At 63.6% G+C, this 23,860-nt stretch carries 16 protein-coding genes; 10 read left to right on the forward strand and 6 right to left on the reverse strand.

All coding sequences use genetic code 11. The annotated features are described in order from the left end of the window. Entirely contained in the window at nt 1-1,911 is a 1,911-nt protein-coding gene (locus J8C05_RS11105) for a hypothetical protein (RefSeq protein ID WP_211423616.1), read from the forward strand. Nucleotides 1,912-1,993: 82 nt separating this feature from the next. After that, nucleotides 1,994-5,494, forward strand: coding sequence for a two-component regulator propeller domain-containing protein (locus J8C05_RS11110; protein WP_211423617.1), 3,501 nt, complete (start codon nt 1,994-1,996; stop codon nt 5,492-5,494). Between the two features lie 19 nt (nt 5,495-5,513). Here J8C05_RS11110 and J8C05_RS11115 read toward each other — a convergent pair whose 3' ends face one another. The 5 genes from J8C05_RS11115 to J8C05_RS11135 all read right to left on the reverse strand — a co-directional run bounded on the left by J8C05_RS11115 (nt 5,514) and on the right by J8C05_RS11135 (nt 12,465). Continuing rightward, nucleotides 5,514-9,164, reverse strand: coding sequence for an SDR family NAD(P)-dependent oxidoreductase (locus tag J8C05_RS11115; RefSeq protein WP_211423618.1), 3,651 nt, complete (start codon nt 9,162-9,164; stop codon nt 5,514-5,516). A 60-nt stretch (nt 9,165-9,224) separates the two neighbouring features. Then, nucleotides 9,225-9,728 (reverse strand): 5-(carboxyamino)imidazole ribonucleotide mutase, encoded by a 504-nt coding sequence (purE, locus tag J8C05_RS11120; protein ID WP_211423619.1) that lies wholly within the window; start codon nt 9,726-9,728, stop codon nt 9,225-9,227. Beyond that, on the reverse strand, nt 9,715-10,959 hold the full coding sequence (locus J8C05_RS11125; protein WP_211423620.1) for an acyl-CoA dehydrogenase family protein: 1,245 nt from the start codon (nt 10,957-10,959) through the stop codon (nt 9,715-9,717). Before J8C05_RS11125 ends, purE begins: the two co-directional genes overlap by 14 nt. Before the next feature lie 23 nt (nt 10,960-10,982). Further along, a complete protein-coding gene (locus tag J8C05_RS11130) occupies nt 10,983-11,438 on the reverse strand; it encodes a MaoC family dehydratase (RefSeq protein WP_211423621.1) in 456 nt (151 codons plus the stop codon). A gap of 145 nt (nt 11,439-11,583) precedes the next feature. Continuing rightward, complete coding sequence (locus J8C05_RS11135) at nt 11,584-12,465, reverse strand: hypothetical protein (protein WP_211423622.1); 882 nt, start codon at nt 12,463-12,465, stop codon at nt 11,584-11,586. Nucleotides 12,466-12,729: 264 nt separating this feature from the next. Between J8C05_RS11135 and J8C05_RS11140 the strand changes: the two genes are divergently transcribed. From J8C05_RS11140 to J8C05_RS11160, 5 genes are all read left to right on the forward strand, one after another. Beyond that, on the forward strand, nt 12,730-14,790 hold the full coding sequence (locus J8C05_RS11140) for a peptidylprolyl isomerase (protein ID WP_211423623.1): 2,061 nt from the start codon (nt 12,730-12,732) through the stop codon (nt 14,788-14,790). 134 nt (nt 14,791-14,924) lie between these two features. Continuing rightward, nucleotides 14,925-15,995 (forward strand): YheT family hydrolase, encoded by a 1,071-nt coding sequence (locus tag J8C05_RS11145; RefSeq protein ID WP_211423624.1) that lies wholly within the window; start codon nt 14,925-14,927, stop codon nt 15,993-15,995. A gap of 35 nt (nt 15,996-16,030) precedes the next feature. Next, nucleotides 16,031-17,182 carry a nucleotidyltransferase domain-containing protein gene (locus J8C05_RS11150; RefSeq protein WP_211423625.1) on the forward strand — a complete coding sequence of 384 codons (1,152 nt, stop codon included), beginning with the start codon at nt 16,031-16,033 and terminating at the stop codon, nt 17,180-17,182. Nucleotides 17,183-17,384: 202 nt separating this feature from the next. Continuing rightward, complete coding sequence (locus J8C05_RS11155; RefSeq protein WP_211423626.1) at nt 17,385-18,686, forward strand: adenylosuccinate synthase; 1,302 nt, start codon at nt 17,385-17,387, stop codon at nt 18,684-18,686. A 153-nt stretch (nt 18,687-18,839) separates the two neighbouring features. Further along, entirely contained in the window at nt 18,840-19,352 is a 513-nt protein-coding gene (locus J8C05_RS11160; protein ID WP_211423627.1) for a Spy/CpxP family protein refolding chaperone, read from the forward strand. A gap of 125 nt (nt 19,353-19,477) precedes the next feature. Here J8C05_RS11160 and J8C05_RS11165 read toward each other — a convergent pair whose 3' ends face one another. Beyond that, nucleotides 19,478-19,804, reverse strand: a complete 327-nt coding sequence (locus tag J8C05_RS11165; protein ID WP_211423628.1) for a hypothetical protein — start codon at nt 19,802-19,804, stop codon at nt 19,478-19,480. 387 nt (nt 19,805-20,191) lie between these two features. On the opposite strand from J8C05_RS11165, the gene J8C05_RS11170 reads away from it, so the two are divergent. The 3 genes from J8C05_RS11170 to J8C05_RS11180 are packed head-to-tail and all read left to right on the forward strand — an operon-like array spanning nt 20,192 to nt 23,803. After that, nucleotides 20,192-20,734 (forward strand): SelL-related redox protein, encoded by a 543-nt coding sequence (locus tag J8C05_RS11170; RefSeq protein WP_211423629.1) that lies wholly within the window; start codon nt 20,192-20,194, stop codon nt 20,732-20,734. Further along, complete coding sequence (locus tag J8C05_RS11175) at nt 20,731-21,495, forward strand: alpha/beta fold hydrolase (protein WP_211423630.1); 765 nt, start codon at nt 20,731-20,733, stop codon at nt 21,493-21,495. Before J8C05_RS11170 ends, J8C05_RS11175 begins: the two co-directional genes overlap by 4 nt. A 43-nt stretch (nt 21,496-21,538) precedes the next feature. Continuing rightward, nucleotides 21,539-23,803 carry a PEP-utilizing enzyme gene (locus J8C05_RS11180; protein ID WP_211423631.1) on the forward strand — a complete coding sequence of 755 codons (2,265 nt, stop codon included), beginning with the start codon at nt 21,539-21,541 and terminating at the stop codon, nt 23,801-23,803. Nucleotides 23,804-23,860: the final 57 nt, after the last annotated feature.

The following is a 23,860-nucleotide window of genomic DNA, read 5'->3' on the forward strand; positions in this document are numbered from 1 at the left end:
ATGCCCCATCCTGTCGTTGACGCCATTCGGAACGGAGCTGCCCCGCGCGCAGCCAAACTGGCCGCCGCCAATGGTTTGTTGCCGTTGGCCCCGGATGACAGCCTGCTTGTGCTGTCCACGCTGGTTCACGATAGTGACGAGGAAATTCGCACGGCCGCCCAAACCTCAGTCACGAAGCTTGATCCAACAGTCGTGTTGCCCATTGCGCGCGATGACCGTACCGATCCGGCGATTCTGTCCCTGCTGTGTACGGCCAGCACCGATCCGTCCATCACCGAAGCCGCCGTTTTGAACCGGGCCACCCCGGATGCCGCCGTCGAGGCGCTGGCGCTCAAAACAACGCAGCCCCACATCCTTGAAGCCCTGACCATCAACCAGCAACGCCTGATTCGCCGCCCGGCGCTCATCGAGGCCATTCTGCACAATCCCCACCGGACGCCGGAAGCCGAGCGCCGGGCGCGGGAGGTCAAGGCCGAGTTTCTCGAAAAGGAATTCGGGCGCCGCCAGGTGGCCGGTGAACGGGCGGCGTCCACGCCCGAAGTTCCGCTCAAGTCTGCGGCTGACCTTGTCCCGGAAGCCTTTGTGGATGCCCCGCCGGGCATCCCTTCCGGCCCGCCGCCGGTCGCCCCCACGCCGCCCCCGGCGGGGCCGCCTTCTCCGCCGCCGGTGACGGCTCCCACGTCGTCTGGCGTCAGCGCGCCACCACCGCCGGCCAAACCGCTCAAGCTGTCCAAGTCGCCCCCGGTGGCGATGATTCAGCAGGGGAAAGCCCCGCGCCCGGCCAAACTCATGGTGGCGCAGGGGAAACTCCCGCTGGCCCCGGAGGACATGCTGTTTGCGCAGGTGCTTCTGACGGCCGATGCGGATGCGGAAATCGCCGAGGCCGCCCGGACTTCGCTCGCCACACTGGACTTCGACGCCCTGCAACCGGTGGCCCAGGACCCGGAGACCCCGGAAGAAGTTCTGCGCTACCTGCTTCTGCACGCTGACCTTCCCGAGCGGTTTGGTGAGCAGTTGCTGTTGCATCCGGCGCTGCCGGACGAGTCGGTGCTCGCCTTCGTCCGGCAGACGACGAGCGGGTATCTGCTGGAAGCTGTCACCATCAACCAGCAACGGCTCATCCGGCTGCCGGCCCTGCTGGATGCCATCCTGGAAAACCCGGCGAGCACGTTTGAAGCCATCCGCAAGGCGCGCGAAATCAAGACGGAGTTCTTCGAGAAAGAACTTGGCGCGGAGCGGATTGCACGCGAACAAAAGGCGCGGGCGGCGAAATTTGCGGCCGTCCTCGACCTGCCGCCCATGCCGGACGACGCCTTCGAGGCCGAGTTTCAGTCCGTCCTGGCCGGTTTCGAGGCGGAAGTCGGACAGTCCTTTTCCGATGAAGCCCCCAGCGAATCCGACGCCGACGCCGACTTCGAGGCCATGCTGGCTGCCGTCAAGAGCGAAGAAGGCATTGATCTGCGTCAGTCAACCGACCCGCAAACGCAGGAGCGGCTTTCCGTTTATCAGGCATTGGCGCGCATGTCGGTCAAGGAACGCATTTTTGCGGCCCTCAAGGGGGGACGCGACGTGCGGGCCATCCTCATTCGTGACTCGAACCGCATGGTCAGCACGGCGGTGGTCAAAAACCCACGTATTTCGGACGCCGAAATCGAGGCCATTGCCAACATCAAGGGAATCAATGAGGATGTGCTGCGCATCATTGCGATGAACCGGGCGTGGGTCAGCAACTACGCCATCATGCACAACCTCGTGCGGAATGCCCGTTGTCCGCTCAACTTCAGCATGCAGTTCATCAACCGGCTTCAGAGCCGCGACCTCGTCAACCTGACCAAGAGCAAGTCCATTCCCGACGCCCTGCGGCAGGCGGCCAACCGGCTGGTTACCAAGCGCCGGGAGGCCGGCGGGTAAGCGCCTGACCTGCCCGGTGCGCCGCGTTCCCATCCGGTTGATTGGGCGGGACGGCACAGCGAGAATAAACCCCATGGCGTCTATGGCATGGCTTGCATACAGCCGGTGGGTGCTCCTGATATGCAGTATCGCGTTCTGGTTCCTGCCGGCCGCGGCCGGGCCACGTCTGCGGGTGCAACGCTGGTCGGTCGAGCAGGGCATGTCCCAGGCCAGCGTGAATACCCTGCTCCAGGACCGTACGGGACTGATGTGGATTGGGACACACGACGGGCTGAACCGCTTTGATGGTTATACGTTCACGGCGTACCGCGCCGACCCCTTCAGCCCGGCGAGTCTCACCCACAGCAACATTACCGCGCTCGCCGAAGCCGCGGACGGCAACCTGTGGGTTGGGACGCTGCGTGGTCTCAACCGCCTCGACCCGCGCACCGGACAGGTTTACCCGCTGCCCCTGGATGGCGTGCGCGTGTTGGCGCTGTACGTTGACCCACAGGGGTGGGTCTGGGCCGGAACAACCCGGGGACTGTACCAGATTGACCCGACGACCTGCGCCGTCAGCAGCGTTTGGACGGAACCGACCGATGGGGGCGCGCCGGCTGCGGTGCCGACTGCTGTGTATGCCCTGGCCCACGACGGCGCGGGCGGCCTCTGGCTGGGGTTGGAGCGTGGTGTGACCCGCTTTGACATGGCCACCCGGCAGGCGACGCCACCGGCCGACCACATCCTGTCCCGCCTGCCGGCCGAACGGGTGTGGTTCATTCGTCCGGTGGAGGGCGGTGTCCTCTGGCTCGGTCAGAATGCCGGTGTCACCTGTTTCAACCCGCTCACCGGGCAGGTTGAGCCGCTGGCCATCACCGATGCCCAAAGTGGCCAACCGGTCTCCGGCTGGTTGCGTACGGCGCGAAACTGCACAACGGATGCCCAGGGGCAGGTCTGGATTGGCACCGAAGACCAGGGGGTGGTGAGCCTGGAACCCAAGACCGGGCGCGCCTGGCGCTTCGTGCATCAGCCGGCAGACCCATCGGGCCTGAGTCATAACGCCATCCGGGCGCTGTGCCGCGATCAGGCGGGCGGCCTGTGGTTCGGAACGCCTACGGGACTGGATCGCTATGATCCCCAGGCTCCGGTGTTCACGCCCTATCGCCACGAAGTCGGGAATCCGAACAGCCTGGGCTACGATGCGGTTTCGCACTGCTTTGAAGACCGCCAGGGCCGCCTCTGGGTTGGTATGGATGGCGGCGGTCTGGACTGCCTCGACGGCTCAACCTTTACCCATTTCACGACCCAATCCGCCCCCGCTTACCGGCTGGAGGGCAATCGCATCTGGTGGATCACCGAAGACCACCGGGGAAACCTCTGGTTTGCCGGCGGCGCGGGCGGACTGGGGCGGCGTGATCCACGTGGAAACCTGCACTTTTACCGTCCCCGTCCGGGCTTTCCGCGCAGCTTCAGCAGTGAAGTCGTTTATGCGTTGCTGGTGGATCGGGATGGCACGCTGTGGATTGGCACGGAACAGAGTGGACTGGCGCGCTATGAACCGGCCACGGATGACTTCACGCACTTTCGTCATGACCCGAACCGGCCGGGGACGCTTCCCAGCAATACGGTGTCCCGCCTCGCTGAGGATGGGCAGGGGCAACTCTGGGTGGGGACGCCACAGGGCGTAGCCCGGCTTGACCGTCAGACGGGCAATGCCCAGGTGTTTGTCCCCGACCCGAACCGGCCAGGCAGCCTGGGGAACGGAAGTGTCGTCCGGTTGTTCCGGGACAGCGCCGGCGAGATTTGGGTGGGCACCCACTTTGGCATCTACCATTTCGAGCCGGGAACCCAGACCTTCCGCGCTTTTCGGTCCGGGGCGGGGCAGGGATTTGTCGGGCGCATCATCAACGATGTGGTCGAATCGCCGCCGGGGGTGCTGTGGGTTGGAACCGAAGATGGTCTCAATCGAATCGAGTCGGCCACCGGCCGGGTGACGGCCATGACGATGCGTGACGGACTGCCGGCCAGCCGCATCGTCGAGCTTTACGCCGATACCACAGGGAAACTCTGGCTGGGGCTGAACATCGGCCTCTGTCAGTTCGATCCCGTCACACACCGTTTCCGCCTGTTTGATGTCCGTGACGGACTGGTGGACAACCAGGCGCGACAGAGCTTCTTCCAGCGGCGCAACGGCGAGGTCCTGTTTGTTTCAACCAAGGGCTTCACGGCGTTTCGTCCCGAAGCCGTCCGCGCCAACCCTGTCCCTCCGCCGGTCGTCGTGACCGGTTTTCGCAAGTTTGACCGGTTGCAGCCCTTCGACGGCGAGAGTGTGCTTTCGCTCGACTATGACGAAAACCACTTCGCCTTCGAGTTTGCCGCGCTGAACTACACCGTCCCGGAAAGAAACCAGTATGCCTACCGGCTCGAAGGCTTCGACCGTGACTGGATTTACTGCGGGACGCGCCGCTATGCGAGCTACACGAATCTTGATCCGGGCGAGTATGTGTTCCGGGTCCGTGGCTCGAACGACAGCGGCCTGTGGAATGAAGACGGAAAGCGGGTGCGCGTCCGCATCCGCCCCGCTCCGTGGCGCACCTGGTGGGCCTACCTGGGCTATGGACTGCTGCTGGCCGGTGGGGTGTGGTTTGGGTTGCGCGTGCGTCTGGCGCGCGTCCGGGCCCAGGCGCGGCTGCGTGAAGCGCAGTTCCGGGCGCAGGCGGCGGAAAGCCAGGCCTCGGCCGCGGCGGCGCTGGCGACGGTGCGTGAGCGCGACGCTGAAATTTTCCGCCTCCGCAACATCGAACTGGCCGAAGCCAACCAGCTCGTGACGGACAGCCTGCTCTATGCCCAGCGGATTCAGTCGGCCATCCTGCCCGACCCCGGACTGCTCCGTTCCGCCTTTGAGGAAACCTTCGTTCTCTACTGCCCGAAAGACATCGTGTCCGGCGATTTCTACTGGTTTCACCGCACGGATGACGCCTGGTTTCTGGCCGTCGGCGACTGCACGGGGCATGGCGTCCCCGGCGCATTGATGGCCATGGTCGGCACCACGCTGCTCAACCAGATGGTTGTCGAGCGGGGACTGGTTTCGCCGGCCGCCATCCTGGCGGAACTGGATGGCGCGGTGCGGCGACTTCTGCGCCAGGACCAGGATGCCAACCAGACGGGGGCCGCGGATGGGATGGACATCATCCTGTGCCGTTTCGACCGCACCCACGGCGGCCTGACCCTGGCGGGAGCGCGCCGGCCGCTCTATGTCGTCACGGCGGAGGGCGTGCTGACCGAGTACCGTGGCTCACGCCGGGCCATTGGCGGACGGCCGGGAAGGCACGGGCTGTCCTTTGAGGAAACACACCTGGTGGTTGAACGTCCGGTCAATGTCTATCTCACCACGGATGGCCTGGCCGACCAGCCTGATGCCGGGCATCGCAAGTTCGGCACCGCCCGCCTGCGCACCTGGTTACAGCAGGTTGCGGCGTTGCCGTTGGCGCTCCAGGGGGAACAGCTCACCGCCGTCCTGACGGCGCACATGGGGGCGGAGCCGCAGCGGGACGACATCACGCTGGTGGGCGTAAGGTATCCGGGCGCAAGCCGGTCGTTCTGATCGTGGCCTGTCCGGGCGGCTACACCGTCAGGGCATTGCCCCGGTGAATCCGTGACAGGTAGCGGCTCTGCTCCGGCTCCGGGGCCGGAGATGCCGCCAGCAGGACGGCATCCACGAAACGCGCCAGTTCCTCGCGCTCCTCCCGCTCATTGCGGGGTTCTTCGACCCGTGCCCGGCGTGTCAGGTCCACCTGGTTGACCGTCGGATGATGGGTGAACCGCTCACATTCCACGGCCAGCGTCGCCGTCAGCGCGTGAAGCGTCGTCTTGACAAACAACGCCAGGGCAAACTCTTCGCGGGATGAGTTGCGCGAAGTTTTGGGCGTGACGAGCACAATCTGCGCCTTGTCCTGCAATGCCGCCTTTTTCGCCACCCGGAAGTGGTGCGTGATGTGGGTTTCGACAAGCTGCTCGAAGTCCTTTTCGTTGAGCACGCCGCGCCAGTCGTCCGTCGCGGCCAGCGGTTTGAGCGGCAGCGGGTCAAAAGGCGTGGACACCACGACATCCAGATGCCCGAACCGCCGGATGAGGTCATCCATGGCCGCTTCGACGTTGGCCCCACCGCTGAAGACGTGCAGGTTGTTGAGCCGCTGGGCAGAGAAGTAGTGCCGCAGCGAATCCGCCCGCTCCGCCGTCCTGGTCAGAAGAATGCAGTTGCGGACGACGAGCTGAATGGCAAAGGCCCCGACCAGCCACCGGAGTTCCTCTTCCAGGTAGTCACCGATGAGCAGGATGTTCTTGCGGCGCAGCTCCATGAGGTCTTCGTTGCGCGGCAGGCCGTAGAACTCCCCTTCCGTCACCGTCCGGTCAAACTTCAACCCGCCCGACGGATGCAGGGTTTCGCCGCTGACGTTGGGATCGGAAAGGTAAAAGACCGTCGCAATGGCAATTTCCTCCTCGGTGGGCATGCGCCCCAGATTGAGCATGGTCAGCACGCTGGACTGCACGCGCACGGCTTCCTTTTCGACTTCGACCGGATCGAAAAACGGCTCAGGCGGTTCGGGCAACTCACCCAGAAACCCCAGCGTGAAGGCTTCCCGGTCTTCGACCGAAGCCAGATAGCCCCCCTCAAACAGCCGGTGGAGCAGTTTTTCTGCAATCTTGCGCGTCATGAGATAGTGGCTGTCGGAGTGGCCTTCATTGACGGCGCCGGCGCGCAGATGGGCAATGAGTCGCCGCACGGGTTCGGGCGGGTTGGCTGCCAGTACCTCGTCAAAGTGGTTGTGCGCCAGCGCTCCCAAGGTCGCCTTGACCGTTTCACCTTCACGCCAGGCGCGGATGACGGCATCGTGGATGTCGTTCAGACGCTTGTTTTCGAGAATGAGCCGCGCCCGGCGGGCGTACAACCCCGGCCGCGAACCCTCCCCGCGCAGCCGCTTGCCTTCGACCGGACCCGGCGAGAGGGCATTGATCTGGATTTCAGGCCCCAGATGCCGCGCCAGAATCTCGGCCAGCGCCCGTTGCCCGGCTTTGGAAACGGCATAATCGCTGCGGTTGGGATAGGCCACCGCCACGTATTTCTCGCCGCCAAAGTACGAGCTGACGTTGAGAATGTAGCCCGCGCCCTGTTTTTTCATCAGTGGCGCGATTTTGTAGATGAGCGAATAGTTGCTGAGCAGGTTTGCCTTGAGGGTGTGCCGCCAGGCCGCCAGCGGCAGGTCCACGACCATTTCCTCCGCCCCGGCAATGCCGGCGTTGTTGATGAGAAAGTCAATGCGTCCGAACTTGTCCATGGCGAATTTGACCAGCCGCCCCAGGGCTTCTTCATCCGCCACGTCAATGTCGGGCAGGATTTCGACCCGTGTTTCCGGCTGCGGATAGCCAATGGCAAACAGTTCGGCGACGATCTCGCGTTTGAGCGCCGCCAGCCGTTCGGCGTCCCGCGCCGCCAGGACGACCTTGGCCCCGGAAAGCGCCAGGTAGTGGCCAATTGCGCCGCCGATGCCGGCGCTGCCCCCGGTGATGACCGCCACCTTGCCGATGTGCAGGCCGAGCAGCGTCCGGGCAATGTCGCGGGGCAGTTCGGCCTTGCCGGTGGTGCGCTGGATGTTTTCGGGAACGTAGAGGTTCAGTTCGTCGAAGAGACGGACGCGGTTGGCCAGCGTCGCCAGCCAGTCGGCCGTGAATTTGAGGTTGTCCGGCTCGGCGTTGGCATAGCGGACAATCTGGTTGGTCCGCACGGCAAAGCGGCGCGTTCCGGCCGCCACCTGAAGTTCGTCTTCGTGCCGCCACACCCGCAGCAGTTGTTCCACGGCCGCGCGGTAGATGTCTTCAAAGGCATTGGTGGCACCGTCGTGTTCGTTGGTGAGGAACAGGACGTTGACCGGTTCCTGGAGTTCGTTTTCGGCGTCGAAAGCGAGCAGGAAGCGCGAAAGTTGCGCCGCAAAAGCCGTCGTTCCGAGAATGGCTTCGTCGGTGAACTGCCGGATGCGTTCCGGCTCGTCCGGGATGAGTTCCGGGCCGTAGTAGCCTGCCGCATGCGCCGGAAAGACAATGACTGTATCCAGCCGGTGGTAGCGTTCCCGGATGAGGTCAAAGACGCTGGTCACCGACTCCCGCCGCAGGGGATCGAGCCAGGTGACGGCGATGCTGTGGTTGAGGCCATGGCTTTCGAGCTGGGCCTTGGCCGTATTGACGGCTTCCGGCTGCCGGAACGTCAAAATGACCGATGCCCCATAGGACTGCTGGCTGGCGGCAATGGTCACGGCGTCGTGAACCTGCTCGCCGCCCACGATGAGCACGACGCGCCGGCTGAGGTCAATGAGCCGCTGGTCAGGCCACGCCGTGAGCTTGGTGCGGCTCTGGGCCTTGACCTGCATGCCGTGGGTAATCTCGAAGTTGTGCCCGGAAATGGCGGCCGATTCGTCCGACCCGAGAAAAAGCATGACGTGTGCCACGTCGGCCTGGGTCGGATAGCATTTGGTCGGCGCTTCACCCCCGCGTGCCCGCGCCAAAATCATGATGTCGAAAAATTCCTGCGCCGTCGTTCCTTCAGGAACGCCCTTGAGGCGGTCCATCGCCCCGAACACAGTGCGGATGCGGTCGGAATCAATCGGCCCCGGAAAGACGGTATTGACGCGCACGGCGCGGTCGGTCGTCCCAAGCTGTTTGGCCAGCCCCAGCGACAGCGCATTCAGGGCCGACTTGGGCACGACGTAGGGAATCCGCCCGTAGTAGTTCGTCCGGGAAAAAATCGTGGAGACATTGATGATGCTGGCCCCGACGCGCAGGTAGGGCAGCGCCAGGCGCGTCAGATGCCACGGCAGTCCCAGCAGGTTGGCCGCCGATTCGCGCATCGTTTCCGTTTCGGTGAAGCCTTCGGCCGCCAGTTGGTCCAGGTCTTCCAGAGTGAAGGGAATCCGAAACAGGGGCTGTTTGGCCCCGGCCGAGCCGGCATTGTTGATGAGCACATCCAGCCCGCCCCAGCGCGCTGCAATGGCTTCGAGCGCCGCCTGCATGCCTGCCAGGTCCGTGGGCGCAAAGGCAACCGGCAGGATGTCGTCGCCGGAGAAACCTTCGGCCATGAGCGCCGCCCGGAACTGCTCAGCCCGTTCGAGCGACCGGCTGGAAATGGCGACGCGCGCGCCTTCCCGCAGATACATCCGCGTCACGACGCCGCCGATTCCGCCGGCCGCGCCGGTAATGAGAGCCACTTTTCCGTTCAAACGCATGGTTTCACCCGCCACGGCGAAGGCGCTCCGGCGCTATCCGGCGCACCTGCCGCTGCCACCTCAGTTCTCGTTGTTGAGGAGTTGGTTTTTGCTGCGCGAGATTTCAGCCATCTTGGCCTTGAAGTCCACCAGTTCGCGCTGGAGCTCCGGGTTGTCCGCCGCAACAATCTGGACGGCGAGGATGCCGGCATTCTTGGCCGCGCCAATGGCCACCGTCGCCACCGGTACGCCGACCGGCATCTGGACAATCGAGAGCAGCGAATCCAGCCCGTTGAGCGCCTTCGACTGAATGGGGACGCCGATGACCGGAAGGGGCGTCAGGGACGCCACCATGCCCGGCAGGTGGGCGGCTCCACCTGCCCCGGCGATGATGACCCGCAACCCACGCATGTGCGCCGTCTCGGCGTACATGAACATGTCGCGCGGCGTCCGGTGGGCAGACACAATCCGCATCTCGTGCGCGACCCCGAACTCACTGCAGATAGCCGCTGCATCCTTCATCACCGGGTAGTCGCTGTCACTGCCCATGATGATGCCTACGGCCGGAAGCTCATGTCTGGCCATGTTTTCCTCCGCTTGCGCGTTCCTCGGTTCTGGAACGGTATTTCGTCAACTCCAGCTTGGCGATGGTTTCCCGGTGCACTTCGTCGGGGCCGTCGGCCAGACGCAGGGTGCGCGCCTGCGCCCAGGCGTAGGCCAGCCCGAAGTCGGCGCAGACCCCGCCGCCGCCGTGCGCCTGAATGGCGCGGTCAATGACCCGCAGCGCCATGTTGGGGGCGACGACCTTGATCATCGCAATTTCGGTGCGGGCGACTTTGTTGCCGTAGCGGTCCATCATGGCCGCCGCCTGCAGGGTCAGCAACCGGGCCTGATCAATCTCGATGCGCGAGTCGGCAATGGCCGCCCGGAGCACGCCCTGTTCGGCCAGCGACCGGCCGAAGGCCGTCCGGGTCAGCACCCGCCGGCACATGGCTTCCAGGGACCGCTCGGCCAGACCGATGAGCCGCATGCAGTGGTGAATGCGGCCGGGGCCGAGCCGCCCCTGGGCAATCTCGAAGCCCCGCCCTTCCCCCAGCAGCAGGTTGGATGTTGGAACCCGGACGTTTTCAAACCTGACCTCGGCGTGGCCGTGGGGAGCATCGTCATAACCGAAGACATCCAGCATGCGGACGACCCGGACGCCCGGCGTGTCCATCGGAATGAGCAGCATGGACTGCTGCTGGTGCTTGGGCGCTTCCGGGTTGGTCTTGCCCATGAAGATGATGAGCTTGCAGCGCGGATCGCCCGCCCCGCTCGTCCACCACTTCCGGCCGTTGACGAGGTAGGTGTCACCGTCGCGCTCGATGCGGGCCGTGATGTTGGTGGCGTCCGAACTGGCCACATCCGGTTCGGTCATGGCAAAGCACGACCGGATTTCGCCGGCCAGAAGCGGTTCGAGCCACTGTTTTTTCTGCTCCGGCGTGCCGTACCGCACGAGCACTTCCATGTTGCCGGTGTCCGGGGCCGAGCAGTTGAACACCTCCGGCGCCAGAAACGACCGCCCCATGATTTCGCACAGCGGGGCGTAGTCGAGATTGCTCAGCCCGGCGCCGTATTCGCTTTCCGGCAGGAACAGGTTCCACAGCCCGGCCGCCCTGGCTTTGGCCTTGAGTGTTTCGATGATGCGCGTCGGCTGCCAGCGGGGGCCGGCGGCAAGTTCGTCCCGGAACGTGGCCTCGTTGGGGTAGATGTGCTCATCCATAAAGGCCAGGAGTCGTTCGCGGAGTTCACGGGCTTTGGGTGAAAACTCAAACATAACCGGAACCTCAACCAGGATGCCTAAACCAGAACACGCAGAATCCACTCGGCGACACAGGCCGGCTTGTCCGCGCCGTCCAGTTCCACGGTGCAGTTGAGCGTGAGGTCAAGGCCGTTGTCGAGTGATTTGACCTGGGCCATGGCGAAGCGTCCCCGGACGCGGCTGCCCGCCGGAACCGGCGTGACGAACCGCACCCGGTTGAGACCATAGTTGAGCGCCAGCCGCGCCCCCTCGAAGTGCAGGGTCTGCTCCACCAGATGCGGAATCAGCGACAGTGTCAGGAAGCCGTGCGCAATGGTGGTTTTGAACGGGGATTCGACGGCCGCCCGTTCGGGATCGCAGTGAATCCACTGGGTATCGCCGGTGATTTCACCAAAGCTGGTGATGCGCGCCTGGTCAATGGTGAACCAGTCGCTGACGGCCAGTTCCTGACCGGCCAGGGCGGAAAGCGATGCAAGCGAAAAAGTCGTGGGCATGGGACGTAAAAACCGCAGGAAGGAACGTGGGATGTTTCTTCCATGCAACCACTATTTTGTGCGTTTGCCAACCGATTCAGCAGGGGCTGACACCCGGGCCGCTGCCCCTGGGAGGTGGGGACGGGCCGGCGGGTGGGAAGCCGTCTCACGTCTCCACCGCCAGCCGGTTGACAAGCCACTGCTGCCAGTGCGGGCGGTAGTGGTGCAGCAGCCAGGCGATGAGCGGCGGCAGCAGGCAGGTCACGAAAAAGGCCAGTACGACGAGCAGAAAGCGGCCTCCGAAAAACTCATCGGCCAGCCGGCTGAAGTCCATCCAGTGGCCGCCACCCTTGGCGTCTTCGTAATCGAGGCGCGCCGCCTGGCTGGTCAGCAGCTCAAAGGCGAAGCGCAGGTCATGGAACTGGATGTAAAACCCGGCAAAGGCATAGATGGGACGCTCCAGTGCATGGACAAGCGAGGTGCCGCTCCACGCGCGGTAGAGAAACACGGTGGCAAACAGCAGTTCGCCGCCGTGCCCCATGGCGATGACGATGGCCTCGTGCCAGGACGTTGCAGCCGTGGTGATGTACGCCCCGGCGAGGCTGCTGATGACGAGCAGCGTCCCCGGATTGCGGCGGAAGCAATACAGCAGCCAGGCAAAGGCGGCCAGCCACAGCCCGGTAAGCAGCCACTGCCGGTCCTGGTGAAGCGTCACCCCGCCGCCATACACGAAGTCGAACGCCGGAATCGAAGGATAGCCGTAGAGCCAGCCGGCCAGCGTGTGTCCCAGTTCATGCACCAGGGTCACAAGCGGGTGCAAAAGAAACGAAATGAAGCCAAAAAAGGGCAGGAAAACGACGGCTGCCGCCAACCCGGCGCCGCCAAGGATGGACTGGTAGCCCGGCCGGTCCACCCGTTCCGCCTCCAGCGGCGGCTGCCAGGCTTCGTGATGCGCCCACCCCAGCGGCAGCGGCATCCCGCAGCGGACGCAACTGGTCTGGGTCAACGGCTGACGAAGCTGGCAGTGGGGGCAGGTCTGGTGGTGCATCGGGCGAGTTCAAAAATGCCTGGGCGGTGGGCGACGGCGTGCGGAATCCGTTGGTCAGCGGCGTAATTTCAGGCATGGTGGCATGCCGGACCGCAGGCGGCAATCCCCGCCCGGAAGACCGGCCGGGAGAGGTTGCGCCGGGCTGTCCGCACACTTTCGTCGAGAAAAGCCGGATTGCGTTTGCGAGGCGGATTCGATACGCTCGCCGACTTCGTTTGCTGCGTATTGCAGAGACCATCCCTGGGTGAGGTGTCGTGTTCCCCAATGGCTCAGTCTGAAACGTCTTCCACACTGCCGGCGTCCAACCCGCGACGCACCCTGTTGATTGTCGTCATCTGCTTCCTTGGCTTTGTCATGGTGCTGGCGTACTCGCTGCCTTCCCGGTCACTCTTTGGCGCGAGCGGCCCCAAGGCCGTACAGCCCGTGCCCGCCGACACGGTCATTGCCCGCGTCGGAAGCCGGACGGTGACGGCCAAGGAGTACACCGACGCGCTGAACAATCTCGTCGCCATGTACCGCCGTTATGCGGAGCAACTGGCGTCCGGCGGGGGCAGCTTCCCGGCGAGCATTCAGCAGTTGCGTCAGCAGGGCAGTGACCGCGCCATCCTGCAGCAGTTGGTACGGCGGCGCGTCATCGAACTCGAAGCCGAACGGCTGGGACTGACGGCCACCGAAGGCGAAATCCAGCAGCGGCTGCGGGAGCAGTTCCGCGACGAAAACGGACGCTTCATCGGCGTGGAGAAGTACAAGCGGCAACTGGCGCGCATGGGCACCAACTACGTGGACTTCGAGCGCGACCTGGCCTACACCATCATGGAGGAAAAGCTGCGCAACTTCGTCACCAGCGGCATCCAGATTTCATCGCAGGAAGCCGAAGAGGAATACCGGCGGCAGAACACCCGTTTCGAGTTGCGTTACGTGGTGCTGCCGGCCGCCGATTTCGAGAAGGAAGTCGGCGAGCCGACCGAAGATGAGTTGCGCGCCTACTTCGAGGCGCACAAGGAAGACTTCCGCCCGACGAAAGACCGGCGCAAGGTGCGCTACATCTACATCAGCCAGGACAAGGCCGCGGAAATCATCCCGGTGTCCGATGAGGAACTGCAAAAGGAATATGACCCCAACAAGCAGGTCAAGTCGGTTCAGGTCAGCCAGATTGTCCTGAAGGTGCTGACACCGAAGGACGAAGACAAGGTGCTCCAGAAAGCCAATGACCTCGTGGCGCGCGCGCGGGGCAAGGGAGGCGCGCCGCCGGAGGACTTTGCCGCGCTGGCGCGGGGGAATTCCCAGGACCCGGCCACATCAGCCAAGGGCGGCGACCTGGGTGTGGTGGAACGGGCGAATGTCAAGCCCGGCGACCCCGTGGAGGCGGCGTTCAATCTCGGCGCGGGTGAAATCAGCGAGCCCGTCCGGCGGGGCAATGCCTTCTACATCTTCAAAGTGACCGACCGCACCATCAGGCCGTTTGAAGAAGCCAAGCCGGGTTTGCTTGCCATCGTGCGCAACCGGTTGTCCTATGCCAAGGCGTCGCAACTGGCGGACGAAGCGGTATCGCTGCTTTCCCGGACGCGCAACTTTGAAGAAACGGCGGCGTCCATTGCGACGAAGCTCAACCTCAAACCGGAAGATGTCAAACGCGAGACCCCGTTTTTCGCCCCCGGTGACGACGTGCCCGACATCGGAAGCAACCCGTCGTTCGAGGAAAAAACATCGGCTTTGACCGAGCCGAACGAGGTGGGCGAGAAGGTGGGCATCCGGGGTGGATTCGCGGTTCCGCAGCTCGTGGAAATCAAAAAGCCCGGCGATCCGACCCTGGATGAGGTACGCGACAAGGTGGCGGCCAAGGTCAAGCAGGAAAAAGCCCTGCAAAAAGCATACGAGCGCGCCAAGGAACTCATTGCCACGGCCAAAAATGCCGCCGGTCTGAAGGCTGCCGCCGAAGCCGCAAAGCTCAAGGTTGAAGAGATCAAGGATTTCAACGACACGGCCTACCTGGACAACAAATCCTTCCCGGCGGCCTTCCCGAATGCTGAAAAGGTCAAGGTTGGTGAACTCATCCCGATGCCGCTGTATGCCGCCCGCAATGCGGCACCGACGGTGGCCGTTGTGGCGGTGACAGCACGCAAGGACGCTGACCTGACGAAGTTTGCCGAGCAGCGCAAGCAAACCATGGATCGCCTGCGTGGCGACCGTGCCAACAATCTGTTTGAGACCTACATTGATGGCGTCAAGGCGCGACTGAAGGAAAGCGGACAGCTTCGGGTGGATAAGGCGCTGGCGGAACGGGTGGTGGTTGCCGCCGCCGCCAGCGAGGCCCCAACCGAGTAGGGGCGGGTTCCCATACCCGCCCAAATGTAGGGGCGGGTTCCCACACCCGCCCAAATGTAGGGGCGGGTTCCCACACCCGCCCAAATGTAGGGGCGGGTTGGCGGCCCGCCCCTACGCACAACGGGTTTTTGGGTATGCAGCTTGGAGCGTTAGGGACGGCGACGCGCGCTGTGACACCTCGTGCCTACCTGCTGGAGCGGCTGGGGCAGCGGCCGTTCATACCCGACCCACGCCTGACCAATCCCCATCTGCAAACCATTCTGGGATCGGTGCTGCCCCGGCGGTCGCCGCTTGTCGGGCAGACCGGGCAGCCACGTACCTTTCACACCTGCCCGGATACGGCCGTAACGGCCGTCTGTCACTGGCAGCCCGGATGCGCCCCGGCTGATCGTCCGACTCTGCTGCTGCTGCACGGCATGGAAGGGTCGGTTGAGTCGAGCTATATGCGCGGCATTGCGGAGAAGGCGCTGCGGGCCGGCTTCCACGTCATTCGGCTCAACACCCGTACATGTGGCGGGACGGAGCATCTCTCGCCGCATCTCTACAATGCCGGGCTGACGGAAGATGCCCGCGCCATCATCGCCGAGTTGGCTGAGCGGGACGGTGTTCAGGATGTTTATGTCGTCGGCGTTTCGCTTTCCGGCAACGTCGTGCTGCGGTTGGCCGGGGAGTACGGCGCGCAGGCGCCCCGGCACATACGGGGTGTTGCTGCGATTTCCCCGGCGGCCGATCTGGCCGCCAGCACGGCCGCCATTGAACGCCGCTCCAACTGGTTGTACCACCGGCGTTTCGTCCGCAGTCTGAAAGCGCGCATGAAGCGCAAGGCCGCCCTGTTTCCTGATCGCTACGACGCTGGACGGCTGGCGCAGATTCGGACGATTCGTGAGTTTGACGAAGCCTACACGGCCGTGGCCGCCGGCTATGAAAACGCTGCCGACTACTATCACCGGGCGAGCGCCGTACGCATGGCGGCCGCCATCCGGCTGCCCACGCTGGTCATTCATGCCCAGGATGATCCGTTCATTCCGGCGACGCCGCTGCACGAGCCGGCCTTTGCCGACAACCCCTGCGTCGCGGTGCTGTTGACCGAGCGGGGCGGGCATGTCGGTTTTCTCGCGGCCCGGCAGGGGGACGAAGACTGGTACTGGGCCGAACACCGCATTGTGGATTTCGTCCGGGCCCTGGATGCCGCGCGGCGGCGGTGACGCCGGCGGCCGCAAGTCCTGACCGACCGCCGCCCATGTCCACCAACTCCATGTTGCCAGACGCGCTCGTGCCGCTGCTCCCCACCACGCCGGTGGATGTTTTTCTGCAACACGCGCTGACCGGTCAGCCGGTGGCTTGGGAGGATGGGCTGTCGGTAGCGGAGATCATGGCTGTTCTTCAGTCCCACCGGCTGGGGCCGTTACTGTGCGCGCAGTTGTTGCCGGAAACCTGGGCCACCCTGCCCGGCGAGTTGCAGACGTGGCTGAAAGCCAGCGCGCGCGGGCAGGTGGTGCTGGACCTTCAGCAGACCCTGGCGCTCCAGGAACTGCTCCCTCTGGCACAGGCGCGGGGCATCCGGGTGCTGCTACTCAAGGGGGTGCCCGTCGGTTATCGGTACTACGCGGAACCCCACCATCGCGTCAAAACCGACGTGGACCTGCTCGTTGGCCCGGCAGATGTGTCCGGTCTGGTTGCCCTGCTGGAAGCACTGGGTTACACGCGGTCAGTCGGCATCACCGGACAGCTCGTGAACCGGCAGACGACGCTGGCACGGGGTGACGTAGCCTTGGATGTTCACTGGAGCGCCGCCAATACGGCGCTCTTTGCCCACGTGCTGGACTTCGAGACCATGTGGCGCGAGCGTCTGCCCATTTCTGAACTCGGTGCGGCCGCCTGTGCCCCGGCGGATGAGGACCTGTTCCTGCATGCCTGTTTTCACCTGGCACTGCACATCAGCTATGAGTTTGCGCTCGTCTGGCTCTACGACATCCACCTGATGGCGACCCGTTGGCCGCCGGAGGCGCTGGAGCGGTGTCTGCTCCGCGCCCGGCAGTTGCAGATAGCGCGGGTCTGCCTGGCCTGTCTGGCGCTGTCGCGGGCCTGGTTTGGCACACCTTACGCCGATGATTTCTGCGCGGAACTGGCGCGACAGTCCGCGGACGAGCCGTCGGCACAGGTGCTCGTCCGCCACCTGAGCCGCTGGCAGCGCTTCCGGTTGGAGTTGCAGGCGCTGTCCTGGGGCGAGCGAGTACGGTTGTTGCGGGAGATGGTCCTGCCGCCGGCGGATTATCTGCGGCGACGCTACAGTGACACCACCACGTGGCTGCCGTGGCTGCATGTGAAGCGTTGGCTTGGGCAGCCGGGCAAAGCGGATGTGCCGTCCTCCGGTGCCGAAGGTCAGCGTTGACGAAATGCTGCCCGGTGGCAATACTCGCCCGATGGATTATCCAGGTGATCCGGCTTTGGCGGCGTAGTTGCCCGTTGGGAACGACTGTACGGGATGATGTGGGCGCTACGCTGTCTGCCTGCCATTGAAAGGAGCTTGAAGTCCTTTCCCCGGCGCACTGCGCGGGTGTTGCCAGGGATGAGGGTTCAACTGTGTCGCGCGCATGAAAAACATCGTTGTCGTCGGAACGCAGTGGGGCGATGAAGGTAAGGGCAAAGTCGTTGATCTCATTGCTCCACATTTCGACATCGTGGCCCGGTATCAGGGCGGCCACAATGCCGGTCACACCGTCATCGTCCGGGGGGAGAAGTTCGTGTTGCACCTGCTGCCTTCAGGCATCGTGCACGCGGGCAAACGCTGTGTGATTGGCAACGGGGTGGTCATTGACCCAACCGCACTGCTTTCCGAAATGGATGAGCTGGCCGCCCGTGGGATTGATTTCACGGGGCGGCTGCACATCAGCAACCGGGCGCACATCATCCTGCCCCACCACTTGGCGCTCGAACGCACGAGTGAACAGCGGCGCGGTATCCGGCAGGTCGGGACGACCCTGCGCGGGATTGGCCCGGCCTACGAGGACAAGATTGGCCGCCGGGGGCTGCGCGCCGGCGATCTGTTGCATCCCGAACGGCTCAAACGGCAGCTCGAAGAAATCATTGGTGAAGCCAATGACATCCTGCAGATGCGCGGGGCCGAACCCATTGCCCTGGCCGCCACCGTGGATGACCTGCTGGGCAAAGCCAGTCGTATCGCCCCCTTCGTCACGGACACGGCCCTGTGGCTGAACCGGGAGATGTCGGCCGGGAAAAGCGTTCTGTTCGAGGGCGCGCAGGGGACGATGCTCGACATTGACCACGGAACCTATCCCTACGTTACCTCGTCGAGCGGGACGGCCGGCGGGGCCACGGTTGGCACCGGCGTACCACCAACCGCGATTACCGGTGTCCTTGGCATCATGAAAGCTTACACGACGCGCGTGGGCAGCGGGCCTTTCCCCACGGAACTCACCGATGCCACGGGTGAACGGCTGCGGGCGCGTGGTCACGAGTACGGCACTTCAACCGGCCGCCCCCGGCGGTGTGGCTGGTTTGATGGCGTCGTGGCCCGTTATGCCCGGATGATCAATGGATTGACGACAGTGGCCCTGATGAAACTGGATGTCCTGGACGATTTCGAGACCATTGACATCTGCACCGGCTATCGGCTGCACGGGGAAGTGCTCGACGCCATCCCCCACGACGCCGAAGACCTCGAAGCTGTTGAACCCATCTACGAGACCCTGCCGGGGTGGCAATCCTCGACCGTGGGGCTGACCGACTTTGCACAACTTCCCACGAATGCACGGCGCTACATTGCGCGGCTTGAAGCTCTGGTGGGCTGTGACATCGGGCTGGTGTCCACCGGCCCCGACCGCCACGACACCATTCTGCGTGCCGATTCGCAGCTTGCCGGTTGGCTGACCTGACCGGGGTTGACGATTCCTGACAATCGGTTGACCCAATTTGACGGACTTTGGAGCGGCATCCGGCGTCTATAGTGTCGCCGGCGAACAAAACCGTTCGCGGCTTCAAGTCCGTTCCCTGCGCGTCGGACGCAGGGAAGAGAAGGAGTATCGCGTATGTTGCACCGTTTCAGTTTACGTCCCCTGATCGTTGTCGCTTCCCTGACCTTCATCCTGACCGGGGTGCTGGGCGGGGTGGCCTATGCTGCCGGGCGCGACCGTGGCCCCGAACGCTTCATGGGCTTTTTCATCCAACGCATGGCCGCGCAACTGGGCCTCAGCGAAGAACAACAGACCCGGATTCGGCAGATTATGGAAGAGGAGCGGGCCACGGCGGAACCGCTCATGCGGCAACTCAAGGCTGTCCACGACCAGCTCCGCCCCCTTGGTACGGATGGTGTTTTCAATGAAGCGCAAGTGCGTGTGCTGGCCCAGCAACAGGCCCAGACCATGACGGAACTCATCGTTTCCAAGGAACGCACGAAAGCGCGGGTTGCTGCCGTACTGACGCCGGAACAGCGTGAGCGTGCCAAACAGATGCTGGAGCAGTTCCACCAGCGGATGCACGGCGGTCCCAAGTGGCATCACGGGCGTGGCTTCGGCCCCGTGCCGCCGCCCCCACCCATGTAAGCCTTGTTCGGCTTGAAACGGTGGCGGTTGTCGCGCCGCCATCGGTCAGGCAAATCGGCACACAGCATACGGCGCGCCAGGGCGGGCAGCCCAGCGCGCCGTGTGACCTTTCTGAAAAGCTGTTTTCAGGCGGTGGCCATCCGTACATTCGGGTTGGCCAAGTCATCGTTGAGCGTCTGGGAAGGCACAGACTCACTCTGCTCTGTGGTCGGAGCGAAAAACACCTTCGATCCGTTTCCCTCCGCCGATGCTGGGGATTCATCGTGAATGTCCACCGGCAGCAGCCCTTCCCGGTAGAGGGCATAGCCACTGCGCGAGCAGGCAATGACGGATGGAATCCCACGTGATGCAAACCACTGCTGCCACTTTTCCAGGTCACGGTACTGAGGTGAGTTCCGGCTCTTGACATAGGTCGAAAAACGATTCTCCTCAGTCAACTTGATGCGTGCCATCACTGATGCCTCCTTGGTACAGCTCAGAAAACCCGTGGGAGACATACCCACGGCGATGTCAGCGGCGGCATCCGGGAAGAACCGGACGCCGCCAGACACCTGTTTGGGGACGCAGTGTAAAACCTTACTTTCTTGTAAGGTTTTATGGTGAGAAGTATAACCCTTGGAAACTGTTAGGAAGCTAACATTTGGTCGGTAGGTGTCGCTTCACCGGCACGCGAGCCGGTTTCCACGCGAGCCGGCAGGAACCCGGAAAACGCGCATCCAGTGTGTGTGGGCGCACGGTTGAATCCAGTTCTGCCCGGATGATGAACCCACCCCCGGCAAGGTGAAACACAGGGCTTGTTGCCGCCTGTTCATCTGGCGTAACACAAGGTGGCTGCTGTCATGACGAAACGCATTCCGAAAGACATCCTCGAACGTGAAGTGATAGGGCTGAATCTGGCCGGGCGTACCCTGGCCGGGCAGTTGACTGCACCGGTCAATCTGCTCGTCTTTCTCCGGCACTTTGGCTGCGTCTTCTGCCGCGAAATGGTAGCCGATGTGCGTAACGCGGCCACGCAGGAAGCCAACTATCCGAACGTGGTCTTCTTTTATCAGGGGACGGTCGAGCAGGGGCAGGATTTTTTTGCCAACCTCTGGAAGGAAGCCCGCGCCATCAGCGACACACCGCTGGTGTTCTACAAAGCACTGGGCATTGAACGTGGCGGGTTGCGCGAGATGTTCGGCCCCGAAGTGTGGTCCTGTGGGTTGCGCGCCGTGGGCAAGGGACACTTCATCGGTCTGCCGGTTGGCGATCCGTTTGTTATGCCCGGCGCTTTCCTGGTGTCCTCGGCCGGTGACGTTCTCTGGCAACACGACTTCAGGCATGCCGGCGATCATCCTGACTGGCAGGCAATCGTACCTGCTGCTGCCATCGCGAAGGCATGACGCGCCCGACAATCATTGCCGTTCACGGAAACGGCGGCGGCGCTTTCCGTTTTGCACGGGTGGAGCCGTTTTTTTCAGAAACCTCTCCGGTCGGCTTTACAGCCCTGACCCTGCCGGGCTTTGGCGGGACGCCACGGGACACTCAGTGTGTCACGCTGTCGGATTATGCCGCGCATATTCAGGAATTCGTGACGCGCATTGACGCGCCACGCATCCTGCTCGGGCACGGCATTGGCGGTTCGCTGGTACTGGAGTATCTCCAGCATTTCGCGCCTTCCGTCGCCGGCGTCATCCTGCATGCGCCGGTCGGTGCGCGGCTGGACACCCGCTGGTTTCCACGGCTGATGGCTTCCGAAACAGTCCGTGAACTGGGCAAGCAGATGTTGGCTTCGGCGCTGTTCCGCCCGCTGTGGAAGCGGTTGTTTTTTTCGCAGCCGGTCCCGGATGAGTTTCTCAACCGGTTTTTTGCCGAATACGGCACATGTGAGGCCTTCGGGCAGATGTTCGAGTTGATTACCGCCGGGTGGTTTGCCGGACTGAAGCCCGTCACGCTGCCTTCCGTCCTGCTGTGGGGCGCGCGCGAGCGGGTGCTACGACTCGATCAGGCGGCTGAATTTCGGGCCAAGCTGCCGGCAGCCACTATGGAAATCGTCAACGACTGGGATCACTTTCCCATGGTTGAGCAGCCGGAAGCCTACGCACAAAAGCTCATGCAGCTTGCATCCAGACTCACGGCCGAACCGGCTGCCGCTGCGCACTGACGCGCCGAACGCGGTCAGCGAAACTGTTGGGACCGAAAAAGCCATGCCGGAAACAGGTAACTTTGTTGTGTGGTTGGGGCGTTCGCCGTGGCCGACGCGGGTTGGACCGAAGGCAGACTATCTCCACCGCGCAAAGGCGGCCGGTTTGCCGGTGCCGCCGGGTGTTCTTGTTTTGGAGGAAGTCCTGACCCACGGATTGGATCAGCGATGGATTCAAAACACAGAAGAAGGTTTCGTCATCGCCGACCGGGAAGCTCTTCAGAAGACGCTTGACCTTCCGCCGGTGGCTTCCAGAGTGGCCGTGCGTTCGGCTTTTTCGCGTGAAGATGGTGAAAGCCAGAGCCTGGCGGGCTGCTTCGCTTCCTTTCTGAATGTTCCCTCTCCAGAAGTCTGGCCGGCGGTGTGTCGGGTGTGGCATTCAAGCCGCCGGCTGGATGCGCCGTGCCGCCGCGACGTGCTCATCATGGCCATGGTTGACGCGCGTCACGCCGGAGTTGCCGTCACCGAAACCAGCCACGAGGATGATCTCGTCAATGTGACGGAGGGGCTGGGCGACCGTCTCGTGAGTGGGCTGGTGGCCGGTGAAACGCTCCATCTGCCCAAGCTGCGCGCCTTCGAGAAACCAACCGAAACCGGCTTTGCGGGGCGGTTGCAGCGGCTTCTGCGCGACGTACGCCGGGTGTTTGGGTCACGCAACTGGGATGTCGAGTTTGCCGATGACGGGCGGCAGTGCTGGCTGCTTCAGGTGCGTCCGCTGACGCGCCCGGTGATACGCAACGAGTGGTTCACCTATGCCAACCACCGGGAAATTCTGCCGCCGCTGCCGTCACCGTTGATGACGAGTCTCATCGCGTCATGTGCGTCTGACCTGTTTGATTACTACCGTGGGTTTGACGCACGTCTGCCGGAGCACCGGCCGTTCATCGAGGTCTTTGCCGGAAGACCCTTTATCAACCTGTCGCTGCTGACGGACATGATGCGTCTCTGGGGTTTGCCGACGCGCCTCGTCACAGATGCCATTGGCGGGCGCGACATCGGCGCACAGGGATGGCGATGGGGACGCCTGGCCCGCTCCCTGCCGGCGTTGATGCGTCTGGGGTGGGCGCAGTTGAGAGCACCGTCCGCAGCGCACCAGTGCATGGCCTGGCTTTCCGGTTTTGGTGATGCGCCACCTGAGACGGACAGCTTCGCCAACTGTGTACGGGATTTGCAGAAGGTTTATACGGCGCTTGTCCGCGAGATGTTTTCACTGACCCAGGCCATGAGCGGCCCTCTGGCGCTGCTCCGCCGGCTGGGCGTGCTTTCTGCGCTGGCAGCGCGTCATGAAACAGTGACGACGCGCCTGCTGACCGATCTCGATCCGCTGCGTGAATATGTGCAGGCTCATCCCCATCTCACGGCTGCCCTGGCTGAAGGAAGGGTGCCCGAAGACGATGGCTTTCAAACGCTATGGCAGGCGTATCTTGCGCGCTATGGCTTTCGGGGCGTTTTTGAAAGCGACATCGCGTGCCCGCGTTATCACGAGCAACCGGAAACGCTGTTGCGCAGCCTGCTTGCTGAGCGTCCCAGGCAGGTGCCGCTGCCGCTGCCCTGGCTGGCGTGGCTGGTGTATCCCCTGTGGCAGCAGGCCCGCCGGGCACTCGCTGCGCGGGAGGCGTTGCGGCATACCGCCATGCAGACCTTTGACCGCATCCGGCGGCGGATGAAACGCCTTGCCGCGCAGGCCCTTCAGGACGGACGGCTGCCGGCGGCGGATGATCTTTGGCTTCTGGACATCGAAGAACTCCGGCAGCTCGACGGCGGCTGGTGTGCAACGCCGGACTTCCTGGCTGCGCGCCGGCAGGCACAGGCGACGCTGGCCGGCTATGCCTTCCCGGACGTGTTTCGGCGTTTTGATAACTTTTCGGCTTTTCTGGCCGTGCCTGCCGAAGGAAGCCGTCCGGCCGTCCTGCAGGGAACAGGACTGACCCGTGGTGTTGTTGAAGGACGCGCCTGGGTCTGCCACACACCATCTGTCCCGCCGGTTTCGACTGAACCGCTCATTCTGGTTGCCCCGGCCGTGGACGCCGGCTGGGTTCCGGTCTTTGCCGGGGTGGCAGGTGTCGTCGTTGAAATTGGCGGCGATCTTTCACACGGCTCGATTGTACTGCGCGAGCTTGGCTTGCCGGCGGTGACGAATGTCCGTCATGTGACGCGCGTCATTCGGACGGGCGACCGGATTCGGGTGCAGGCGGCGCTGGGCGTTGTGGAAATCCTTGCATCGGAGTCGGCTGTGACATCGCTTGCGTCGGTCGGCATACGCGGATAAGAATGCAGTTCCGGTCAACGATCCCAGTGCTGCTTCAGCTTTGTGGGGGGCTTTCTG

The sequence above is a fragment of the Chloracidobacterium sp. N genome (genome assembly GCF_018304765.1).
Taxonomy (GTDB): Bacteria; Acidobacteriota; Blastocatellia; order Chloracidobacteriales; family Chloracidobacteriaceae; genus Chloracidobacterium; species Chloracidobacterium aggregatum.